The 21,628-nt window shown below is 45.1% G+C and carries 16 protein-coding genes; 15 read left to right on the top strand and 1 reads right to left on the bottom strand.

The features are described from left to right. Window positions 1–91 precede the first annotated feature (91 nt). The 10 genes from uvrB (at window position 92) to ACLTL4_RS07910 (ending at window position 13,770) form a co-directional block, all read left to right on the top strand. Window positions 92–2,077: an excinuclease ABC subunit UvrB gene (gene uvrB, locus ACLTL4_RS07955; protein ID WP_412291347.1), complete on the top strand. Its 1,986-nt coding sequence runs from the start codon at window positions 92–94 to the stop codon at window positions 2,075–2,077. A 9-nt stretch (window positions 2,078–2,086) separates the two neighbouring features. Next, window positions 2,087–4,924, top strand: coding sequence for an excinuclease ABC subunit UvrA (uvrA, locus tag ACLTL4_RS07950; RefSeq protein WP_412291346.1), 2,838 nt, complete (start codon window positions 2,087–2,089; stop codon window positions 4,922–4,924). Between the two features lie 900 nt (window positions 4,925–5,824). Continuing rightward, the gene (locus ACLTL4_RS07945) at window positions 5,825–6,823 is read left to right on the top strand and encodes a rod shape-determining protein (RefSeq protein WP_147632557.1); all 999 of its coding nucleotides are present in this window, start codon (window positions 5,825–5,827) and stop codon (window positions 6,821–6,823) included. Between the two features lie 20 nt (window positions 6,824–6,843). After that, entirely contained in the window at window positions 6,844–9,060 is a 2,217-nt protein-coding gene (locus ACLTL4_RS07940; RefSeq protein WP_412291345.1) for an ATP-dependent RecD-like DNA helicase, read from the top strand. Beyond that, window positions 9,057–9,776: a ComF family protein gene (locus tag ACLTL4_RS07935; protein ID WP_022119700.1), complete on the top strand. Its 720-nt coding sequence runs from the start codon at window positions 9,057–9,059 to the stop codon at window positions 9,774–9,776. Before ACLTL4_RS07940 ends, ACLTL4_RS07935 begins: the two co-directional genes overlap by 4 nt. Before the next feature lie 70 nt (window positions 9,777–9,846). Beyond that, window positions 9,847–10,269, top strand: a complete 423-nt coding sequence (locus tag ACLTL4_RS07930) for a hypothetical protein (RefSeq protein ID WP_412291344.1) — start codon at window positions 9,847–9,849, stop codon at window positions 10,267–10,269. Further along, window positions 10,266–11,258, top strand: coding sequence for a hypothetical protein (locus ACLTL4_RS07925; RefSeq protein WP_215659393.1), 993 nt, complete (start codon window positions 10,266–10,268; stop codon window positions 11,256–11,258). The genes ACLTL4_RS07930 and ACLTL4_RS07925 overlap by 4 nt, the downstream gene beginning before the upstream one ends. Further along, window positions 11,230–12,123 carry a diadenylate cyclase CdaA gene (gene cdaA, locus ACLTL4_RS07920; RefSeq protein WP_022119697.1) on the top strand — a complete coding sequence of 298 codons (894 nt, stop codon included), beginning with the start codon at window positions 11,230–11,232 and terminating at the stop codon, window positions 12,121–12,123. The genes ACLTL4_RS07925 and cdaA overlap by 29 nt, the downstream gene beginning before the upstream one ends. Further along, window positions 12,080–13,435 carry a YbbR-like domain-containing protein gene (locus ACLTL4_RS07915; RefSeq protein WP_022119696.1) on the top strand — a complete coding sequence of 452 codons (1,356 nt, stop codon included), beginning with the start codon at window positions 12,080–12,082 and terminating at the stop codon, window positions 13,433–13,435. Before cdaA ends, ACLTL4_RS07915 begins: the two co-directional genes overlap by 44 nt. Window positions 13,436–13,494: 59 nt before the next feature. Further along, entirely contained in the window at window positions 13,495–13,770 is a 276-nt protein-coding gene (locus ACLTL4_RS07910; protein ID WP_022119695.1) for an HPr family phosphocarrier protein, read from the top strand. Between the two features lie 94 nt (window positions 13,771–13,864). On the opposite strand, the gene ACLTL4_RS07905 is transcribed toward ACLTL4_RS07910, so the two are convergent. After that, window positions 13,865–15,535 carry a L,D-transpeptidase family protein gene (locus tag ACLTL4_RS07905; RefSeq protein WP_412291342.1) on the bottom strand — a complete coding sequence of 557 codons (1,671 nt, stop codon included), beginning with the start codon at window positions 15,533–15,535 and terminating at the stop codon, window positions 13,865–13,867. A 420-nt stretch (window positions 15,536–15,955) separates the two neighbouring features. On the opposite strand from ACLTL4_RS07905, the gene ACLTL4_RS07900 reads away from it, so the two are divergent. The 5 genes from ACLTL4_RS07900 to ACLTL4_RS07880 all read left to right on the top strand — a co-directional run. After that, window positions 15,956–17,428 carry an N-acetylmuramoyl-L-alanine amidase gene (locus ACLTL4_RS07900; protein ID WP_022119693.1) on the top strand — a complete coding sequence of 491 codons (1,473 nt, stop codon included), beginning with the start codon at window positions 15,956–15,958 and terminating at the stop codon, window positions 17,426–17,428. A gap of 15 nt (window positions 17,429–17,443) precedes the next feature. Continuing rightward, window positions 17,444–18,499, top strand: coding sequence for a DUF6077 domain-containing protein (locus tag ACLTL4_RS07895; RefSeq protein ID WP_173897036.1), 1,056 nt, complete (start codon window positions 17,444–17,446; stop codon window positions 18,497–18,499). 16 nt (window positions 18,500–18,515) lie between these two features. Beyond that, a complete protein-coding gene (locus ACLTL4_RS07890) occupies window positions 18,516–19,286 on the top strand; it encodes a hypothetical protein (protein WP_173897037.1) in 771 nt (256 codons plus the stop codon). Between the two features lie 109 nt (window positions 19,287–19,395). Beyond that, window positions 19,396–20,826, top strand: a complete 1,431-nt coding sequence (locus tag ACLTL4_RS07885; protein ID WP_173865863.1) for a sugar transferase — start codon at window positions 19,396–19,398, stop codon at window positions 20,824–20,826. Window positions 20,827–20,839: 13 nt separating this feature from the next. Further along, window positions 20,840–21,628, top strand: a 789-nt coding sequence (locus ACLTL4_RS07880; RefSeq protein ID WP_412320394.1) for a glycosyltransferase family 2 protein, incomplete at its 3' end; no start/stop codon positions are given.

Here is a 21,628-nt window from a genome sequence, read left to right as displayed (position 1 = left end):
TTACGAGGTCTGCGAAGCAGGAAGCCCATTGGCTTTAGACAATGGGTAGTTCACCATTAGTAGTTCAATAAGTATGGATGGAGGTTTTTATATGTCAGAATTTAAATTACAAGCCCCATATCAGCCCACCGGAGACCAGCCGCAGGCGATCGACCGTCTGGTCCGTGGTTTTCAGGAGGGCAATCAGTGTGAGACACTTCTGGGTGTTACCGGATCCGGAAAGACATTTACGATGGCAAACGTCATTCAGCAGCTGAATAAACCGACGCTGATCATTGCCCACAACAAAACACTGGCAGCGCAGCTGTATGGAGAGTTTAAGGAGTTCTTTCCTGAAAATGCAGTGGAGTATTTTGTCTCCTATTATGATTATTATCAGCCGGAGGCGTATGTACCGTCTTCTGACACTTATATTGCGAAGGATTCCTCCATCAACGATGAGATTGACAAGCTGCGTCTTTCGGCAACAACGGCACTGGCGGAGCGGAGGGATGTAATCATCATTTCCAGTGTATCCTGTATCTATGGGCTGGGCAGTCCGGTGGATTATAAGAATATGGTACTGTCTCTGCGGCCCGGTATGGAGAGGGATCGGGATGAGGTGATCCACAAGCTGATTGACCTGCATTATGATCGAAATGATATGGATTTTCATCGCGGAACGTTTCGCGTGCATGGCGATGTGCTGGAGATTTTTCCGGCAGAATCGGATGAATATGCGTATCGTGTGGAGTTTTTCGGAGATGAGATCGACCGGATCACCGAGATCGATGTGCTGACCGGAAAGAGCCGCTGTGCACTGGAACATATCGCTGTTTTTCCGGCATCGCATTATGTTGTGCCGATGGATAAAATTCTGGAGGCTGCGAAACATATAGAGGAAGAGCTGGATGAGCGTGTACGCTATCTCAAGAGAGAAGATAAATTGATTGAAGCACAGCGAATTGCGGAACGGACAAATTTTGACATTGAGATGCTCAAAGGGACCGGATTCTGTTCCGGGATTGAGAATTATTCCAGACATCTGTCAGGGCTGGAGCCGGGAGCTACGCCGCACACGCTGATGGATTATTTTCCAGATGACTTCCTTATTATAATAGACGAGTCACACAAAACAGTCCCACAGATTGGGGCGATGTATGCGGGAGATCAGTCCAGAAAAAGTACGTTGGTAGACTATGGTTTCCGTTTACCGTCTGCGAAGGATAACCGACCGCTGAATTTTGAAGAATTTGAAAATAAGATCGATCAGATTCTGTTTGTATCGGCGACACCGGGACAGTACGAGGCAGAACATGAACTTCTGCGTGCTGAGCAGATCATAAGGCCGACCGGACTGCTAGATCCGAAAGTAGAAGTACGTCCGGTCGAAGGGCAGATCGATGATCTGATCGGAGAAGTCAACAAAGAAGTCGAAAAAGGAAATAAGATTCTGATCACAACATTGACAAAGCGTATGGCAGAGGACTTAACCGATTATATGAAAGAAATCGGCATCCGTGTTCGTTATCTGCATTCGGATATTGATACGCTGGAACGAACAGAGATCATCCGGGATATGCGGCTTAATGTATTTGATGTGCTGGTCGGTATCAATTTGCTGCGAGAAGGTCTTGACATTCCGGAGATTACGCTGGTTGCCATTCTGGATGCGGATAAAGAGGGATTTTTGCGTTCGGAGACTTCACTGGTGCAGACGATCGGCCGTGCAGCACGAAATGTGGACGGTCATGTGATCATGTATGCGGATGTAATGACAGATTCGATGAAAGCGGCAATCGAGGAAACCGAGCGAAGAAGGACAATCCAAGAGAAATATAATAAAGAACATAATATAACACCACGGAGCATCAAGAAAGCGGTTCGCGATCTGATCAGTATTTCGAAAAATGTAGAAAAAGAGGCTGAGCCGGAAAAAGATCCGGAATCCATGAATTGCAAGGAACTGGAGAGCGAGATTGCGAAAACGCAGAAACAGATGAAAAAAGCGGCAGCAGAGCTTGATTTTGAAAAGGCAGCAGAGCTTCGTGATCGTATGATCATGTTGAAAAAGCATTTTCAGGAGACAGAAGAGTAGGAGGATATTATGGAAAAATCAGAAAAGAAACAGCCAATGATCAGGATTCGGGGGGCAAATGAAAACAATCTGAAAAGTGTGGATCTTGATATACCACGCAACCAGTTTATTGTTTTTACCGGTCTTTCTGGTTCCGGAAAATCCTCTCTGGCGTTTGATACGATCTATGCAGAGGGACAGAGGCGTTATATGGAGTCGCTTTCCTCCTATGCCAGACAGTTTTTAGGACAGATGGAGAAACCGGATGTGGAGAGTATCGAAGGACTTCCGCCGGCGATTTCCATCGACCAGAAATCAACCAACCGCAATCCGAGATCTACGGTGGGAACGGTGACAGAAATCTATGATTATTTCAGACTTTTATACGCGAGAGTTGGGACCGTACACTGTCCGAAGTGCGGAAAAGTTATCAAAAAACAGACGGTCGATCAGATGGTAGATGCGATCATGCAGCTGCCGGATCGTACCAAAATACAGCTGCTTGCACCGGTTGTACGTGGAAGAAAGGGAACGCACGCGAAGTTGCTGGAAAAAGCGAAAAAAAGTGGCTATGTACGTGTGCGGATCGACGGCAACATGTATGAACTGAGTGAGGAGATCGCACTTGAGAAAAATATCAAGCATAATATCGAAATCGTCGTGGATCGTCTCGTGGTAAAAGAAGGGATTGAAAAAAGACTGACGGACTCACTGGAAAATGTACTGAGCCTGGCAGATGGTCTGGCGTTTGTGGAAGTGATTGATGGAGAATTGCTGCGTTTCAGCCAGAGTTTTGCCTGTCCGGACTGTGGTGTGAGTGTCGATGAGATCGAGCCGAGAAGTTTTTCCTTTAATAATCCGTTTGGTGCCTGCCCGGATTGTTACGGACTCGGATATAAGATGGAATTTGACGTAGAACTGATGATCCCGGATCCATCTCTCAGTATTCTGGATGGTGCGATCACTGTGACTGGATGGCAGTCCTGCACAGATAAAGGAAGCTTTACAAGAGCGATTCTGGATGCACTGGCTAAAGAATATCAGTTTGATCTTGCAACGCCATTTCAGGATTATCCGGAGGAGATCAAACATGTCATTCTTCATGGCACCGACGGAAAAGTCCTGAAAGTGCATTACAAGGGACAGAGAGGCGAAGGAGTCTATGATGTGGCTTTTGAAGGTCTGATCCGTAATGTAGAACGCCGTTATCGGGAAACAGGTTCCGATACGATGAAGCAGGAGTATGAGTCTTTCATGCGGATCACACCATGTAAGACCTGCAAAGGTCAGAGACTGAAAAAGGAAGCACTGGCTGTTACAGTAGGAGATAAAAATATCTATGAAGTAACCTCGCTGTCTATTGAAAAACTGCAGGAATTTATGGAAAAGCTGACACTTACAAAGCAGCAGGAACTGATCGGAAAGCAGATTTTAAAAGAGATCAGGGCACGTATCCGCTTTTTGATGGATGTTGGACTTGATTATCTGACACTTGCAAGAGCGACGGGTACTCTTTCCGGAGGTGAGGCACAGAGAATCCGTCTGGCAACCCAGATTGGTTCCGGACTGGTAGGTGTGGCCTATATTCTGGATGAGCCGAGCATTGGACTGCATCAGAGAGACAATGATAAGCTTTTGAATACATTACGAAATCTGAGAGATCTTGGAAATACATTGATTGTGGTTGAACATGATGAAGATACCATGTTTGCTGCCGATTGCATTGTTGACATCGGCCCGGGAGCCGGTGAACATGGCGGAAAAGTGGTAGCAGTGGGAAATGCACAGGAAATTATGGCGTGTCCCGATTCCGTGACCGGGCAGTATTTAAGCGGTGCAAAGAAAATCCCGGTTCCTTCTGTACGCAAAAAGCCGACCGGCTGGCTGAAAGTGGTCGGAGCAGCAGAAAATAATCTGAAGAATATCAATGTAGATTTTCCGCTTGGTGTTATGACCTGCGTGACCGGCGTTTCCGGTTCTGGAAAAAGTTCGCTTGTCAATGAAATTTTATATAAACATCTGGCAAAAACGCTGAACCGTGCCAGAACCATTCCGGGCAAACACAAAGACATTGTCGGTATGGAACAGCTTGATAAAGTGATCGCCATTGACCAGTCACCGATCGGAAGAACACCGCGTTCGAATCCGGCAACATACACCGGCGTATTTGATCAGATACGAGATCTGTTTGCAGCAACACAGGATGCGAAAGCACGCGGCTACAAAAAAGGAAGATTCAGTTTCAATGTAAAAGGAGGACGCTGCGAGGCATGTTCCGGAGACGGAATCCTGAAAATTGAGATGCATTTTTTGCCGGATGTTTATGTTCCATGTGAAGTCTGCGGCGGAAAACGCTATAACAGGGAGACATTGGAAGTAAAATATAAAGGAAAAAGTATCTATGATGTGCTCAATATGACGGTAGAAGAAGCACTGGGATTCTTTGATTCTATTCCGTCCATAAAACGAAAGATCCAGACTTTGTATGATGTAGGATTATCCTATATCCGCCTGGGACAGCCATCCACCGAACTTTCGGGCGGTGAAGCACAGCGTATCAAACTGGCAACGGAGCTTTCCAAACGCAGCACCGGAAGAACCATTTATATTTTAGATGAGCCGACAACCGGACTGCATTTTGCAGATGTTCATAAACTGATCGAGATTCTGCAGAGACTTGCAGAAGGCGGAAATACTGTAGTTGTGATCGAACACAATCTGGATGTGATCAAAACAGCGGATTATATCATCGATATCGGACCAGAAGGCGGCGATAAAGGAGGAACCGTGATCGCGAAAGGAACGCCGGAAGAGGTGGCGAAAGCTGAGAAGTCTTATACCGGAAAATACGTGAAGAAATATCTGTGAAGATTTTCTTAATGTGCAAATGAATGTTGTAAAAAATAGTTTGGTAAAAATAGGACGCCATGATGATTCGAAAACAATCTCCTGACACGCATCGTTTCCTGTTCGGTTCGCTCGCCTGTTAGCCGCCCTTCGCCTAAACTCGCCTCTTCGAGGCTCAGACAGCGGCTCTCTGGGGCGGCAACATCGCAAACCTCACGACGGAAGCCTCGCTACCGTCAGAGTGATTGTTTTCGAATTCATCATGGCTGTATTATTTTATGCACTATGTTTTACAATGCGGTTTTGTTTGCACATTGCCAAAAGCTACTGGCCTGCCCGGGGTCGCTTAAGCGGAAAGCTTTTTCAAACCACAGATATTTGCTAAAAAACGGCAGAGGCACAGTGACGGTAGCAAGTTTCCGTCGTGAGATTTGTGTCTAGTTTCCGCCGCCGAGCGGTGTCTGAGCAGCGAAGCTGCGAGTTCCAGCGAACGGCGGATCATAGACGGCACAAATCGAACAGGAAACGATGCGTGTCACGTGACCTGTCTTTTTACGTCTGGCACTCTGTAACACTTTCTGTTCATTCTTTTGTACTGAAAAAGAAAAAACGGAACTTGTGACATAAAAATGAAGAAGACACCTGCGGTGCCTTCTTCAAAGGAAAGAGAAAAATTAAAATATTTTGAGGGAGTACTACGCAACGTGTGGGTGTTGCGTAGTGTGAGTTATGAAATATATTAGCTCTTCACTAATACAGCTACAGTATAGAATAGAAATGTGTTAAAAGTATGTCTTAAATATTAATAAAAAATGAAAAGAAGAAAAAAATAAAAACCCCTTTTCAAGAAGAAAGCCGTTGTATATAATAAACCAAGGACAGACAGGGGGAAGATCCTGATGGAGAAAGGAGAACACAGGAATGAATTCAACAGATATTGGAATAGATCTTGGCACTGCGAGTATACTGGTGTACGTGAAAGGAAAAGGCGTTGTTTTAAAAGAGCCTTCCGTAGTAGCCTTTGACCGTGATACAAATAAAATCAAAGCAATCGGAGAGGAGGCAAGACTGATGCTTGGGCGTACACCAGGCAATGTCGTTGCAATTCGCCCGCTGCGTAAGGGCGTTATTTCTGATTATACCGTGACCGAACAGATGCTGAAGTATTTTATCCAGAAAGCGATCGGCAGAATGTCTTTTCGCAAACCGAGGATCAGTGTCTGTGTGCCGAGCAGCATTACAGAGGTCGAGAAAAAGGCGGTGGAAGATGCAACCTATCAGGCAGGTGCAAGAGAAGTTTCTATTATAGAGGAGCCGATCGCAGCAGCCATCGGAGCAGGGATCGATATTTCCAGACCATGCGGCAATATGATTGTGGACATCGGAGGGGGTACCTGCGATGTCGCTGTGATCTCTCTGGACGGAATTGTTGTGAGCACTTCGATCAAAGTCGCCGGTGATGATTTTGATGAGGCAATCATCCGTTATGTAAGGAAAAAACATAATCTTCTGATCGGAGAACGTACGGCAGAAGATATCAAGATCAATATTGGAACTGCGATTGAACGTCCGGATCAGAAAGTAATGGAAGTAAGAGGGAGAGATCTTGTTACCGGCCTGCCGAAAACCGTTCGTGTGACTTCAGAGGAGACAAGAGATGCTTTAAAAGAGACAACTTCACAGATCGTTGAGGCAGTACATGGCGTTCTGGAGCGTACGCCGCCGGAACTGGCAGCCGATGTTGTGGATCGTGGTATCGTGTTGACGGGGGGCGGTTCACTGCTTGGGGGCCTGGAAGAGCTGATCGAAGAGAAAACAGGCATTAATACGGTGACTGCAGAAGATCCGATGACCGCAGTAGCAATCGGCACCGGGAAATTTGTGGAGCTGACAGCCGGCAATGGCAAACTGATAGAGTAAGGGGATTTAAGCAGAAATTCATGGATAAAATAAAAGGATATATAGATCATCTGATTTTTCGGAACAGTGACAATGGTTACACGGTTATGGTTGTGAACCACGAAGGAGAAGAACTGACCTGTGTGGGTACCTTCCCGGTGATCACAGAAGGGGAGCTGATCGAAGCGACCGGGCACTATACCGAACATGCAGTTTACGGGACACAGTTCCAGATCCAGAAACTGGAAATAAAAGATCCGGAAGATACGGCGGCGATCGAACGTTATCTTGGTTCTGGTGTGATCAAAGGGATCGGAATCGCACTGGCAGCCAGGATTGTGCGGAAATTTAAAGAAGATACTTTTCGCATTATGGAAGAAGAGCCGGAACGACTGGCGGAAGTCAAAGGAATCAGTGAGAAAAAGGCCCGTGAGATCTCAGAACAGGTATCAGAAAAAAGAGATATGCGAAAAGCGATGATCTTTTTGCAGCAATATGGTATTTCCAATACACTTGGAGCCAAGATTTATAAGCAGTACGGAGCAAGACTGTACGCTGTGATTCAGGACAATCCATATCAGATGGCAGACGATATAAATGGCGTCGGATTTCAGATTGCGGATGAAATAGCCTCAAAAGTCGGGATCCATACGGATTCTGATTTCCGGGTCCGCAGCGGTATTCTGCATGTGCTGACCAGGATCTCTCTGGAAGGTCATGTGTATCTGCCGAAGATGGAGCTTCTGGCGAGAACGGTGGAGCTTCTGGGCGTAAGTCAGGAGCTGGTAGAAAAACATATCATGGATCTGGCAGTAGAACGCAGGCTGATACTCAAAGAGCAGGAGAGGCAGATTTGCGTATATGGGATCAATGCCTATTACACGGAATTGAATACAGCAAAAATGCTCCATGATCTGAATATATCCTGCAAGATCGATGAGAAGAAGATCAGCAGGCGAATGGATAAGTTGGGAAAACATTCCGGGTATGAGCTCGATGAGCTTCAGAAAGAGGCAGTGGTTACAGCTGCCGGTCACGGACTTTTGGTTCTGACCGGTGGTCCGGGAACAGGAAAAACAACAACGATCAATGCAATGATCGATTATTTTGACTCAGAAGGTCTGGAAGTGCGACTGGCGGCACCAACCGGACGGGCAGCCAAACGAATGCAGGAGGCGACCGGCTGTGAAGCACAGACCATACACCGCATGCTGGAGATTTCCGGGGCAGCAGATGAGGAAGAAGGACCAAAACAGTTTGAACGAAACGAAGAGAATCCGCTGGAGGCAGATGTGATCATTGTGGATGAGATGTCCATGGTGGATATTTATTTGATGCATGCCCTGTTGAAAGCTGTCACCGTTGGAACGAGACTGATCCTGGTTGGTGACAGGGATCAGCTGCCTTCCGTGGGACCGGGAAGTGTCCTGAAGGATATCATAGAATCAAAATGTTTTCCGGTAGTGTGTCTGACACACATTTTTCGCCAGGAGGGCGGAAGTGATATCGTTTTAAATGCCCATAAGATCAATAAGGGTGAACATATCGTGATGGACAATAAGAGCCGGGATTTCTTTTTCCTGAAACGGGAAGATGCAAATGTGATCATCAGTGTTGCACTGACACTGATCCAGAAAAAATTACCTTCTTATGTAGATGCAGATCCGTATGATATCCAGGTTCTGACACCGATGCGGAAAGGGCTTCTTGGTGTGGAACGTCTCAATACGATCTTTCAGCAGTATCTCAATCCACCGTCACCGGAAAAGAATGAGAAAGATACCGGCAGATGCAAATTCCGGGAAGGTGACAAAGTCATGCAGACCCGCAACAACTATCAGATGGAGTGGGAGGTACGCGGAAAATATGGGATTCCGGTTGACAAAGGCTGCGGTGTTTTTAACGGTGACATGGGCATTATCCGTGAGATCAATACATATGCAGAAATGGTGACAGTGGAATTTGATGAGTGCCGTTTTGCAGAATATTCCTTTAAAGAGCTCGAAGAGCTGGAGCTTGCCTATGCACTGACGGTGCATAAGGCACAGGGAAGTGAATATCCGGCCGTGATCCTCCCGCTGCTGAACGGACCGAGGATGCTGATGAACCGAAATCTGCTCTATACAGCGGTCACAAGAGCACGTTCCTGCGTTACGATCGTCGGAAGTCCGTATGCGGTCAATCAAATGATCGATAATAAATATGAACAGATACGCTACACATCCCTGAGGCAGCGGATCTGTGAATTTGTATTATGATTCAGGCACTGGAGGAGATGATCACGCTCCTCTATCCAAGACGCTGTCCGCTTTGTCAGGATATTTTAACAGATAAAGCGGCACTTATTTGTATGAAATGTCGAACAAAAGCAGTACCGATCAGGGGACCGAAATGTAAAACGTGTGGGAAGCCGGTGGCATCTTTGGAAACAGAGTATTGTCCGGACTGTCAGGAAAAAACGCATTTTTTTACATCGGGAAGGGCTGTTTTTCTCTATGAAAAAGAAATCAGGAAATCTGTATATCAGTTTAAATTTCACAACAAAAGAGAATATGCCGGATTTTATGTATCGGAAATGGAGCGTGTCTGTGGAGATGAGATCCGCACCTGGAATCCGGATGTGATCATTCCGATTCCGATGTATAAGAGAAAAAAGAGACAAAGGGGATACAATCAGGCAGAAATACTGGCAAAATGTCTTGGGAAAAGGCTTCAGATCCCGGTTGATACAAAAAGCCTCGTGCGTGTACGGAAAACGATACCGCAGAAAAGTCTTGGAAGAAAAGAAAGAGAAATAAATCTGAAAAATGCTTTTAAAACTTCGACAAATGCGTTAGAATTAAAGAAAGTACTGCTTGTGGATGATATCTATACAACTGGGGTTACGATGGACGAAGCGGCGAAGGTGCTTTGGATGGCGGGAGCAGAAGAAGTACATTTTCTTGTGCTTTGTACAGGAAAACCGGATTGCTGAGAGATACTTTTCAGAGACCGGATTTTATGTTATACTGAAAAAAAGACAGAGGAATCATTAAGGGGTAACTATGCTGAATAAGAAAAAAATACGAACAATGTCTAAAATTGCAGTTATGGAAAAGCACCATGGGGAGGAACTGCAAAAAGCCAGAGAATATTATCGCAGTGATTATGTGGCAGTACAGCTGCTGAAAAATGTGTGTTATCTTACTGTTGCATATATGATCGGACTTCTGCTCTGGGGAGTGGCCAATATGGATATGCTGATCGAGAAGCTTAACCGTATGCAGATCAAGGGGATACTGACCGGAGTGATCGTTAGCTATCTGCTGTGTATGACCGCAGGTCTGCTGCTTACCTATGTGATAACTATGAAACGGTATTTTTACGGGCAGGAGCTGTTCCGGCACTATCAGGTGCTGCTGCAGAGACTGGAAGATGAAGATGATATAGAAATACTGGAAGTGACAGATCTCAGGAGGAAAAAGTGAAGGGAATTTATAATATCAGGACATTATTCGAAAAATATTACAGTGAATATGGAAATTACATCGATGCCGCTGCCAAATTTGTTACAGCGTTGCTTCTGTTTATGCAGATCAATGGTCGGATTGGCGGAAAAAGCATTTTTGGAAATATTTTTGTGGAACTGATTCTGGCACTGATCTGTGCGATCCTGCCGCCGAATGTTATGATTGTACTGGCATTTGTCGCAGCACTGCTGCAGTTTGCGTCCGTATCAATTGCATCGCTGGCAGTCGGGGGAGGCGTTTTGCTGGCAGTACTGCTTTTATATTTTGCATTTGCATCGAGACAGGCATGGGCCATGCTACTGACAATCCTCGGACTTTTCTTCCATGTCCCGTGTATTGTACCGATCAGTTTCGGGCTGATGGGAAGTACAATGTCCGCAGCAGGTATGGCTGCTGGAACGGTATTTTACTATACGTTATTGACAATAGGAAAGCTGGGCGGTGCATCGGTGGATCTTGCGATGGCAAAACAGAGCACTGCGGAAAAGATCCTTGCAGAACTGCAGACAATGATCGATACGCTTCTGGGTGAGCAGGAGATGATCCTGATGCTGGTTGTGCTGCTGGCAGTATTTGCTGTTGTATTTCTGGCAAGAAGGATGGCGATGAAGCATGCATGGAAAGTTGCGATCGCAGCGGGTACGGTCATTTATCTGGTGCTGATGATGGCAGGTTACATGATGCTGCATCTGGAGATCGGGATTTTATGGATCCTGATCGGAACATTGATCTCGGCGGCAGTGGCATTTCTGCTGGAACAGTTGTTTTTTAATCTGGATTACCGCAAAATAGAAAATCTTCAGTTTGAAGATAATGATTATTATTACTATGTCGAGGCAGTACCGAAACGATACCGAAACGATGAGGACAGTCAGGAAATGGAAGCAGGAAGAATCGACAGGAAAGGACGTGAACATCATGATGGGCATGAAACAATTCATTCATAGTTATCTTTCCAGCCTTACGTTTACTTATTCCGATGTGTTGGAGATCATCATACTTTCCTTTGTAGTGTACCACATCCTGATCTGGATCCGGAACACCCGGGCGTGGACTCTGATGAAGGGCATCCTGGTCATGATCGTTTTTATCTTTATTGCCACACTTCTGAACCTGGATTCCATTCTGTTTCTGGTCAGCAAAGGCATCAATGCGATCCTTGTGGCAACGGCCGTTATTTTTCAACCGGAGCTGAGGAGGGCTCTGGAACAGCTTGGCGAAAAGAAGTTCCTTTCTTCGCTGATACCGTTTGATATGGAAAAAGATGCAGAGGAACGTTTCAGCGACAAGACCGTCAACGAGCTGGTGAAAGGCTCCTTTGAGATGGGAAAAGCAAAGACCGGTGCTCTGATCGTTCTGGAAAAAAACACCAAGCTTACTGAGTATATAAGAACCGGTATCGAGCTGGATTCTCTGGTTACCAGTCAGCTTTTGCTGAATATTTTTGAGCATAATACACCGCTGCATGACGGAGCAATCATTGTCAGAGGAAACCGTATTATTTCCGCAACCTGTTATCTGCCTCTTTCGGATAACATGGAGCTGAGCAAAGAGCTTGGTACCCGCCACAGAGCCGGTGTCGGTATCAGCGAAGTGACAGATTCTCTGACGATTATTGTTTCAGAAGAGACGGGAAATGTATCCATTGCACAGAAAGGCGTTCTTACCAGAGATGTGACACCGGAAGAATTGAAAGAACAGCTGGTTATTCTTCAGGATAAAAATGTAAGTACAAAAAGATTTAAATTCTGGAAAGGAAAAGGCAAGAATGAGGAAAATATCAACCAGAATAAAGAGAATATTGACCAGTAATCTTGGCCTGAAAATAGTGTCGGTGCTGGTTGCCTGCATGATGTGGATTTTTGTAGTCAATGTGGATGATCCGGAAAAAGTGCAGTCTTTTTCGGATGTAAAAGTGGAAATCCGCAACAGTGACTGTTTTGGCGTGGACAAGACATTCAGTGTTCAGGAGGATACCGATAAAGTAAAAGTATGGGTGAAAGCGAGAGAATCTGTGCTGAACAAGCTTCAGTCAAAAGATTTTAAAGTGGTTGCCGATATGCGGAATGTGACGCTCGGCAATGCAGTGCCATATACACTGGAATGTACCAGCAGTGCACTCACCAAGGCAAACTGGGAGTGTGAACCGGCATCCCTGAAGATCAAGATTGAAAATGTTGTGCAGGAATCGTTCGGTGTGGAAGTGGATACGACCGGGGAGCCGGTCGATGGATATGACATCGGGACTTCTACGATCAAAGAGGGCGATACGATCAATATTGCGGGGGCGGAGTCGCTGATGAATATCATTCACAGAGTCAGTATGTCGGTGAGCGTGAATGGACTTTCTTCGGATAAAACAGTAAAAGGAAATATTGTTGTCACCGATAAAAATGGCACCGATTTTACACAGAGCCAGTTGGATAAGCTGGTCTTTACAACGAGCAGCGGCGACCTGATCAAAGATGGCGTGTTAAGTGCAAAGATCCAGCTCTGGAAAGTAGAACAGAATGTAAAAGTAAATATCGGAACTTACGGTGACCCGGCACCGGGATACTGTGTGTCCGAAGTGAAAGTGACTCCGGAGAATATCAGTATTGCCGGAGATGAAGAGACACTTGCAGAATTGAACGGGGAACTTTCTTTAACGGATATGATCTCTGTAGAGGGTGTTTCAGAAAGTTTTACCTCTGATACGATTAATCTTGCGGATTATCTGAAAGAAAATTATAAAGATAAATTAAAAGTAAAGAGCGGAACGGCTTCAACCTTATCAGTTCGTGTTATTATGGAGAAGATGGGAACCAAGAAAATTGATATTCCTCTCTCTGCGATTACGATAAAAGGAAGACCGACCGATCTGGATATGGTATTGACACCTGCAGATAAGATCACGGTAGAAGTTGCAGCAGTAGACGGATCGTTGGATAATATTGATCAGAATGATGTCAAGGCAGTGTTGGATCTGACTTCTTATCAGAAAGAAGGGAGACATGAAGTTCCGGTTCAGATTACCCTGCCGAATGGCTACGAACTGACTTCGGAAGTGAAGATTGTCGTAAACCTGACCAAAAAGCAGAAGACAAGCGGCAGCAATACGGTGATTTCAGCTGCGGAGGAGTAGAAGTGAGTAAAAATTATTACAGGGAAAACCGCAGAATGCGGTAACAGGAGGGTAAACTTATGGTAAGTCAGAAGGTAAGAGTGAAAAATCCTTCCGGTCTTCATTTACGTCCGGCAGGAGTACTTTGCAGTACCGCGTTGCAGTTTAAGTGCCGCGTCAGATTTACATTTCGTGAAGCGACTGTGAATGCAAAGAGCGTACTCAGTGTGCTGGGAGCCTGCGTAAAGGAAGGTGATGAGATCACGTTCGAATGTGAAGGGGAAGACGAGGATCAGGCACTTGCCACGATGGTAAAGGCTGTGGAAGAAGGACTTGGAGAAGAACAGAAAAATTAAGATCTTCAGGAAACGTAGATGAAAATCCGCCCGGTTGTTTTGAATGACCGGGCGGGTTTTTGTTTTTCTGTATTCTCTTGTTTACGTCAAAAATCTATTTTCCGGTGTTAAAGTACAGTGGATCAGTAGGGTCATAGCTCTGAGAGAGTGGGATTTTAATGCCTTTTGGTTTACCGAGCGGTCCCGGGTTTGGAGAATCGTATACTACAACGGTCGTACCGATCGGAACGGTGTTGAACAGCCAGTAGGCATCTCCCATACTCAGGCGAATGCAGCCTTCAGAAGCCTGAGTGCCGAGCAGGTTGTATTTATAGGCCGGCAGATTTTTTCTGCCAAGCTGTGGCTGTGGGATCGAATGAAACAGGATTTCACTTGTGATGTGAGAACAGTAATATCCAAACGAAGGTCCATAAAGTGCATGGGTATCCAGTTTATCCTGGATCGTGAATGTACCGAGCGGAGTTCCGTTGTTCAGACCGGTTGAGCATATCATGGCACGCACCGGAGTATTGCCTTTGTAGACAGTAACTACATTTTGCTGTCGGTTTACTTTTACGGTCCAGTTCCCTTCCAGAGCACGGCTTGAGATTCCGGAATCTGAGAATGTATAGGAGGTGCCGCCGATATTTTTAGTGCCGGTCACCATAACACCATCGGACGGATTCAGATAATAGTACTTACCATTATAGTACAGCCATCCGGTATGCATGGAGCCGTAATCATTGAAAAAGTACGTTTTTCCGTCAATCGTTTTAAAGCCTCTGGTGATTTCGCCCTTTGCGTTTGCATAATATTTGCGGCTGCCATAGACGGTCCAGCCTTTTCCGAGAACACCGCTTGAATCAAAAACATAGATTTTCTTTTTGATCTGCTGTACGCCGATGTAAGGTACGCCCATCTTATTTCCCGAAGCATCGGCATAATATTTTTTGCCTTTAGCTTTGAACCATCCGGTCTGAAGGGTGCCGTCTTTTCCGACGCGACACTTTTTCCCATCTTTTTTTACCCATTTGTTTTTATACATGGCTCCTGTTTTTTTGTTCAGGCAGTACCATTTGTTTTTATAAAGGAACCATCCGGTCTGAAGGGTGCCGTTACTGTTCAGATAATACGTTTTTCCGTTGGAAGTTACCCAGCCTTTTTTGGCAAGCGTACCATTTGCTTTTGTAAAATAAGTTTTGTTTTTGTAAGTAACTTTTCCGATCATCATTGCTCCGGTGCTGTCGAAAAAATAAGTCTTTCCTTTATATTTCCGACGGCCAGTCTTTGCGGTTCCGGAAGCACTGATCAGATATTTTTTTCCATTTAAAGCCTGAAGTCCCTTTGGAAGTGATTTTCCGTTGGCTCCGAAACAGTAAATTTTGCCGCCAAGGGTAATGGTACGGTTTGTAAACAGATGATAATTGGCTCCGGCATAATACCAGGAGATACCACTTTCTGATTTTATGGAGAAAAGACCTGTTTTTATAGATCCGTCCGCAAGGAAATAATAAGGTTTTTGGGCGAGGTACATGACACCTTCCTGGGATGGCGTAAAAAGATAGCCGTCCGGGTCAAAATAATATACTTTCTGATCAATGCTACAAAATCCTGTGGCACGGGAACCGTTCTCTGTCAGAAAGAAACGCCCCAGGGCATCTGAATTCCAGCCATATGTGACAGGTGTTTCCGTTTTCGCATCTGGTGCAGCATAAATAGCCTGCGGGATACAGAAAATCAGGGCAGATGCCAGAATGCTGGCAGACAATATTTTCTTAAAATGCATAAACTCCTCCATTCTCTGGAAATTTGCAGTCAAATAAAACATGGATTATAAAAGATAATTCTGTTACCATTACTTTACTATAAAATGATGCAAGTGTCAAAAGTCTAAATTGCGATCAGGCTTGTACAAAAGAGCAATCTAGACTTATTGACACACCGAACACCGAAAACGTAATAAAATGTCGTGTATGCGGCATTTTATGGGAGTTTGAGGTGGTTCCGGTGCAATCCGGAATAAAAAAATTAAATAATAATTAAGAAAAATTAACAGAGGTTTAAGAGATTGACAGGCAGACCTTTTTAGGGTACTATGTAAAGTAATGTGTATCACAAAAATGAACGAAAATAAGAAGTGATTTTTACATTGTGGTTGTAAAAGTAAGAAGAAATTACGAGAGTATTTCGAAATCAGGAGGAAAAGATGAAGAAAATATTAAAAAATCTGGCAGCAGCTGCGATGCTGGGACTTGTATTCTGCACGGGGGTCACATCACATGCTTCGAATGGAAACGTTGTTCTGGTACTGGATCCCGGACATGATGTACACGATGCAGGTGCGAGACGTACCTGGAACGGTGTGACTTATGCGGAGGAGACCATTACTTTAAAAATGGCACAGTACTGTAAAGAAGAGCTGGAAAAATACTCCGGTATCGTTGTTTATATGACAAGGTTCAGCAATAATGTGGACATGGATCGCTATGACCGTGTAAAAGTGGCAAAAGATCTGGGAGCAGATGCACTGGTGAGCCTGCACATCAATTCAACCGGAAATCAGCAGGATACCGTTTCCGGAGCACTTGCCTATGTGCCAATCTCAAGCAACAAAGCAGATTATGCTGTGGAAGCAAGAGCACTTGCTGCGGATATTGTGAGCAATCTTTCAACGGTCGGAATGAAGAATCTCGGCTATCTGAAGGGGGAAGGACTTGGCATTATCTATTATGGAAGACAGTGGAAGATCCCGACCATGATCATAGAGCATGGATTTGTGAACAATCCTTCTGACTGTCTGAAATATTATGGAAGCGATGCCAAGATCAAAGCGGTGGCTGTTGCAGATGCAACTGCGATCGCACGCCATTACGGTATCACGAAAATGCGTGGCTGGAATCAGATCGGAGATGAATGGATTTATCTGGATAAGAACGGCAATAAGAAAACCGGATGGATTACCGATGCAGGCAAAGAATATTATCTGGACGAAGAAGGGCATAAAGTTTCCGGATTTGTAAAAATTAATGATAAAAAATATTATTTTAATGAAGACGGAAGTGCCTACAGCGGATTCCTTCAGGCAAACGGTGCCCTGTACTATGTGAAAAACGGCGGTCAGGTGATGACGGGCCGGTTTAAAATAGGCGAGAAACAGTACTATGCGGCAAAGGGCGGCAAACTGTATCGTGGATTTAAGGTACGCAAAGGTTACAAATACTATTTTGATCCAGAAACCGGAGCAGCACTTAGCGGATTGCAGAAGATCGGAGCAAACTATTATTATTTTGATGTGGCAGGACGTATGCAGACCGGCTGGGTAAAAGTCGGTTCCAGAACCTGTTATTTTAAAAAGTCTACCGGTGTGAGAAGAAGCGGATGGTTCAAATACAGAGGCAAATATTATTATCTGAATCCGAAGACCGGAGCCAAAATGAAAAAACGCTGGGTAGTATATAATGGAAACTATTATTATCTGGACAGGAAAGGTGTCCGCCTTACCGGCACTAAGGCAGTGATCGACGGCAAAAAGTATCGTTTTGATGCAAATGGCATCTGCAAAAAGAAGACAAGAGCCGAGGCAGCCAGACAGAAGGCAGAACAGGTGACACCGGAAACAGGTAATGTGACATCGACAACAGAACAGGTGACACCGGAAACGAAAGCACTTTCGGAATAAAGGAGAAAAAGTCGGATGGCGATCAAAGGATTCGAGATTCTGCTGTGGTTTCTTATCATTCCGCTTGCAGCAGGAAATCTTCCTGTTTTTGAGACAGGGAAGGAGAAAGACTGGTTTGTGCGAATGGCAGATGCTCTGATCTGCGGTTATGTTCTGCTGTTTGCAGTATTTGAGCTGCTGGCGTTGCCGCTCATTTTTACCAGGCAGTCATTTGCAGTTCTGAAATACAGCTATGAGATACTTGCCTGCGTGCTGGCTCTGGCAGGAGTCATCTTTGCCTGGAAAAATAAAAAGAACAGGGCAGATGGAGCAGAACGGAAAAAGAGCCTTTCACGAAAAAAAATTCCAGCGGCCATGTGGCTTGCATTTCTGCTGGTCGCTATACAGATGGGAGCTTATGTTTTTGGCATGGCAACGGATCTGGATGACGCCTTTTATGTGGCAACGGCAACCACGACCCTGGAGACGAACGGGATGTTCACGTACGATGCCTATACCGGAATGCTGGCATCGTATCTTCCGGCGAGATATGTGTTTGCACCGTTTCCGATCCTGCTTGCATTCTACAGTGGTATGGTGCATATGCATGCGGCGGTTGTGGCACATACGGTCGAACCGGTCTTCTTTCTTCTGATTTCCTATCTTGTTTACTGGAAGATCGGAAGAAAACTGTTTGATAAAGATGATCGAAAAGTGGGACTGTTTCTGCTGTTTCTGGTGCTGATTCAGATGTTTTCTTATTATTCAGTCTACACGCAGGGAACATTTCTGTCGATCCGTATCTGGCAGGGGAAGGCTCTTCTGGCATCGTTTGTGCTTCCGGCGATTTTTTTGCAGGCAAAGGAATGCATGGAAACGAACCGGATGTGCGGTGCATGGGTGACATTGTTTTTGATGATGACATCGGCATGTCTAGTGTCTGGCATGGGTATTATGCTGGCACCGATCATGCTGGGGCTTATGACACTTTTGTATGCGGTGAAAGACAGAAATTGGGGAAACATAAAAAGAGCAGTGATATGCTGCCTGCCGAATGTTATCTGTGCGGCGGCATATGTGATCATACGCTAGAAGAAAGGGTAGAATCATGATAACAGCATTTCAGATTGCCATAGAAAGGGCAGGCTGGTACATCGGAAGTGGATGGCATTATCTGTTGTTTGCAGCGGCACTCCTCTTTCTGATCCTGAAACGTGATGACAAAGAAAACCGTAAATGGCTGGTGGGGTATACCCTGTTATTTGCAGCCGTTTATATCTGTCCGCTTACGGCAAGGATCATTATGAAATACTGCATTGGTGGATTTGTTTACTGGAGAATGTTCTGGATTCTGCCAACGTCCGTGATTGTAGCCTATGTGGCAGTGAGCGTATGTACAGCAGGAAAGAAAAAAACGATTCAGGCTGTATGTGCATCTCTGCTGATGGCACTGATCATCGTGACCGGAAAGAATCCTTATGTGGGCGGTCAGGCCATCTATCAGAAAGCAGTCAATATGCAGAAACTTCCGGCGGATGCGTGTCAGATCAGTGAACTGATAGCCGCCACAAGAGCAGAAGGCGAGACGGCTCTTGCAGTGATGCCGGAAGATCTGGTCGGTTATGTGCGGCAGTATGATGCATCGATCCGGCTGCTTTACGGAAGGCGTTCCAAATCAGAGAAACCAGTGCGGAAAATCCGCCGTCAGATGCGAAAAGAACAGCCGAAGATCAAAAAGCTGATTCGCAGGATCCGGCAGCAGGGCGTGAATTATCTGGTTTTTCTTGCAGATGAACAGCAGGATACTAAAATTCAGAGAAATGGATTTGAAAAGATAGGAAAAGTAGGGGGTTACTCGGTCTATAAAGATAAATGGTAAGCATAATCCCATGCATTGCCACAGACTTTGCTATTGTAATTTTGGAGAAAGTGTTGTAAACTTATCGGCGATGTAAAAGTATAGAATTTTATATGAAGAGGATAAGTATATGGAAAACAGAGAACGTTATAAAAGACTGATCATGTTTCTGGCATCTGCATTTATTCTGACACTCCAGACAGGTGTGTTCGCTTATGTATGGTTTAAGGATTATGCATTTTCCGGAGCGATCGGAGAAGCTTTCTGGAAACGCGGAAACTATGTAGTCATTGCACAATATGCTTTGATGCTGTACTTCTTCTACCGTATTTACGGCGGCTTCAAAGTAGGATATTTGCGGGTTTTTGAAGTACTGTATTCCCAGGTTCTTTCCGTGCTCTGTGTAAATGCGATCACGTATCTGCAGCTGGCACTGATCGGACGCTGGAAGTTTACGAAATTCATAGAGCCGATTCTGAAAATGACCGGCGTTGACCTGGTGATCGTTGTAGTCTGGGTCGTATTTATGCGGTGGATCTATACAAAAATCTATCCGCCGAGACAGATGCTGCTGGTATATGGAGATTACAGCCCACAGGATCTGATCCAGAAGATTTCCAGCCGTGAGGATAAATACAACATCTGCGAGAAGATCCATATCAGCAAAGGGCTGGATGCGATCAAAGGGCGGATCGATGAGTATCATGCAGTGGTACTTGGAGATATTCCGGCATCCGAGCGAAATATCCTGCTGAAATATTGCTTTGAAAAAGATATCCGCTGCTACAGCATTCCGAAGATATCGGATATTATGATCATGAGTGCGGAAAATATTCACCTGTTTGATACCTCTCTGCTTTTGTTCCGCCATCGCGGACTGACAGCCGAGCAGCAGTTCTTCAAACGGGCATTTGATATTGTAACTTCTTTGCTTGGAATTATTGTGGCATCGCCGTTTATGATCGTCATTGCCATTCTGGTGAAACTGTACGACAAAGGTCCGGTATTTTATAAACAGGCGAGACTGACAAAAGGAGGCAAAGTCTTTTATGTAATGAAATTCCGCAGCATGCGTGTGGATTCGGAAAAACAGGGAGCAAGGCTGGCGATGAAGCATGATGATCGTATCACACCGGTTGGACGTGTGATCCGAAATCTTCACCTGGATGAATTACCGCAGCTTTTCAATATCCTCAAAGGCGATATGTCTATGGTCGGTCCGAGACCGGAGCGTCCGCAGATCGCAGAAGAGTACAAAAAAGCAATACCGGAGTTTGATTACCGCCTAAAGGTGAAGGCGGGACTGACCGGATTTGCACAGGTTTATGGAAAATACAACACAACACCGTATGATAAATTAAAACTGGATCTGACCTACATTGAGAATTACAGTTTTGTGCTGGATATAAAACTGATGTTTCTGACCTTTAAGATCCTGTTCCAGAAAGAAAATACCGAAGGCGTGGAAAAATGGCAGGTGACGGCTGCTACCAAGGAAAATCTGGAGCAGATCAAAGAAGAGGAAGAAAAGGAAATGAAAGAAACCGGAAAACAGCAATAGGAGAACCGTATTTATGGAAAAAAGACCGTTAGTATCCGTGATCATACCGGCCTATAATTGTGCAGGGTTGATATCAAGAGCGATCGAGTCCGTGTTGATCCAGGAGGTATCGCTGGAGATCATCGTTATAGACGATGGCTCCGGTGACAACCTGGAGCAGGTGCTGGAGACGTATCGGGATAACCCTGCGTTTTCTTTTATTAAAAATAAGACAAATCTGGGTGCGGCCGGAAGCCGGAACAAAGGTGTGGCCATGGCGAAAGGCAGATATGTCGCGTTTCTGGATGCCGATGATTACTGGGCAGCCGGGAAATTAAAAAAGCAGACAGATGCTATGGAAAGGACAGGCTGTGTTTTAAGCTGTACGGCAAGAGAGCTGATGACTCCTCAGGGCGAACTGACCGGACGGATCATTCCGGTAAAAGAAGAAATCACCTACCGTGACCTTTTGCATCATAACAGCATCAACTGTTCTTCCGTTGTTTTGAAAACGGAAGTTGCGAAAAACTATCCGATGGAGCACGATGACAGCCACGAAGATTACATTACCTGGCTGAAAATCCTGCAAAAATATAAAAAAGCTTGTGGTATCCGGGAACCTCTGTTAAAATATAGGCTAAGTAATCAGGGAAAATCAGGAAATAAATTGCAGTCGGCGAGAATGACCTTTATGGTATATCGTTACCTGGGTTTTGGCATCTTGAAATCCTGTTATTATTTTGCTTCCTATGCTCTCCATGGTGTGTGGAAATATTATGGATTTTCCGGGAAAGAGCATAAAAAGACAACGGAAAACCAGAGG

The organism is Hominisplanchenecus sp., assembly GCF_046967715.1.
GTDB classification, from domain to species: Bacteria; Bacillota; Clostridia; order Lachnospirales; family Lachnospiraceae; genus Hominisplanchenecus; species Hominisplanchenecus faecis.
This window is presented reverse-complemented; position numbering and strand designations above follow the sequence as displayed.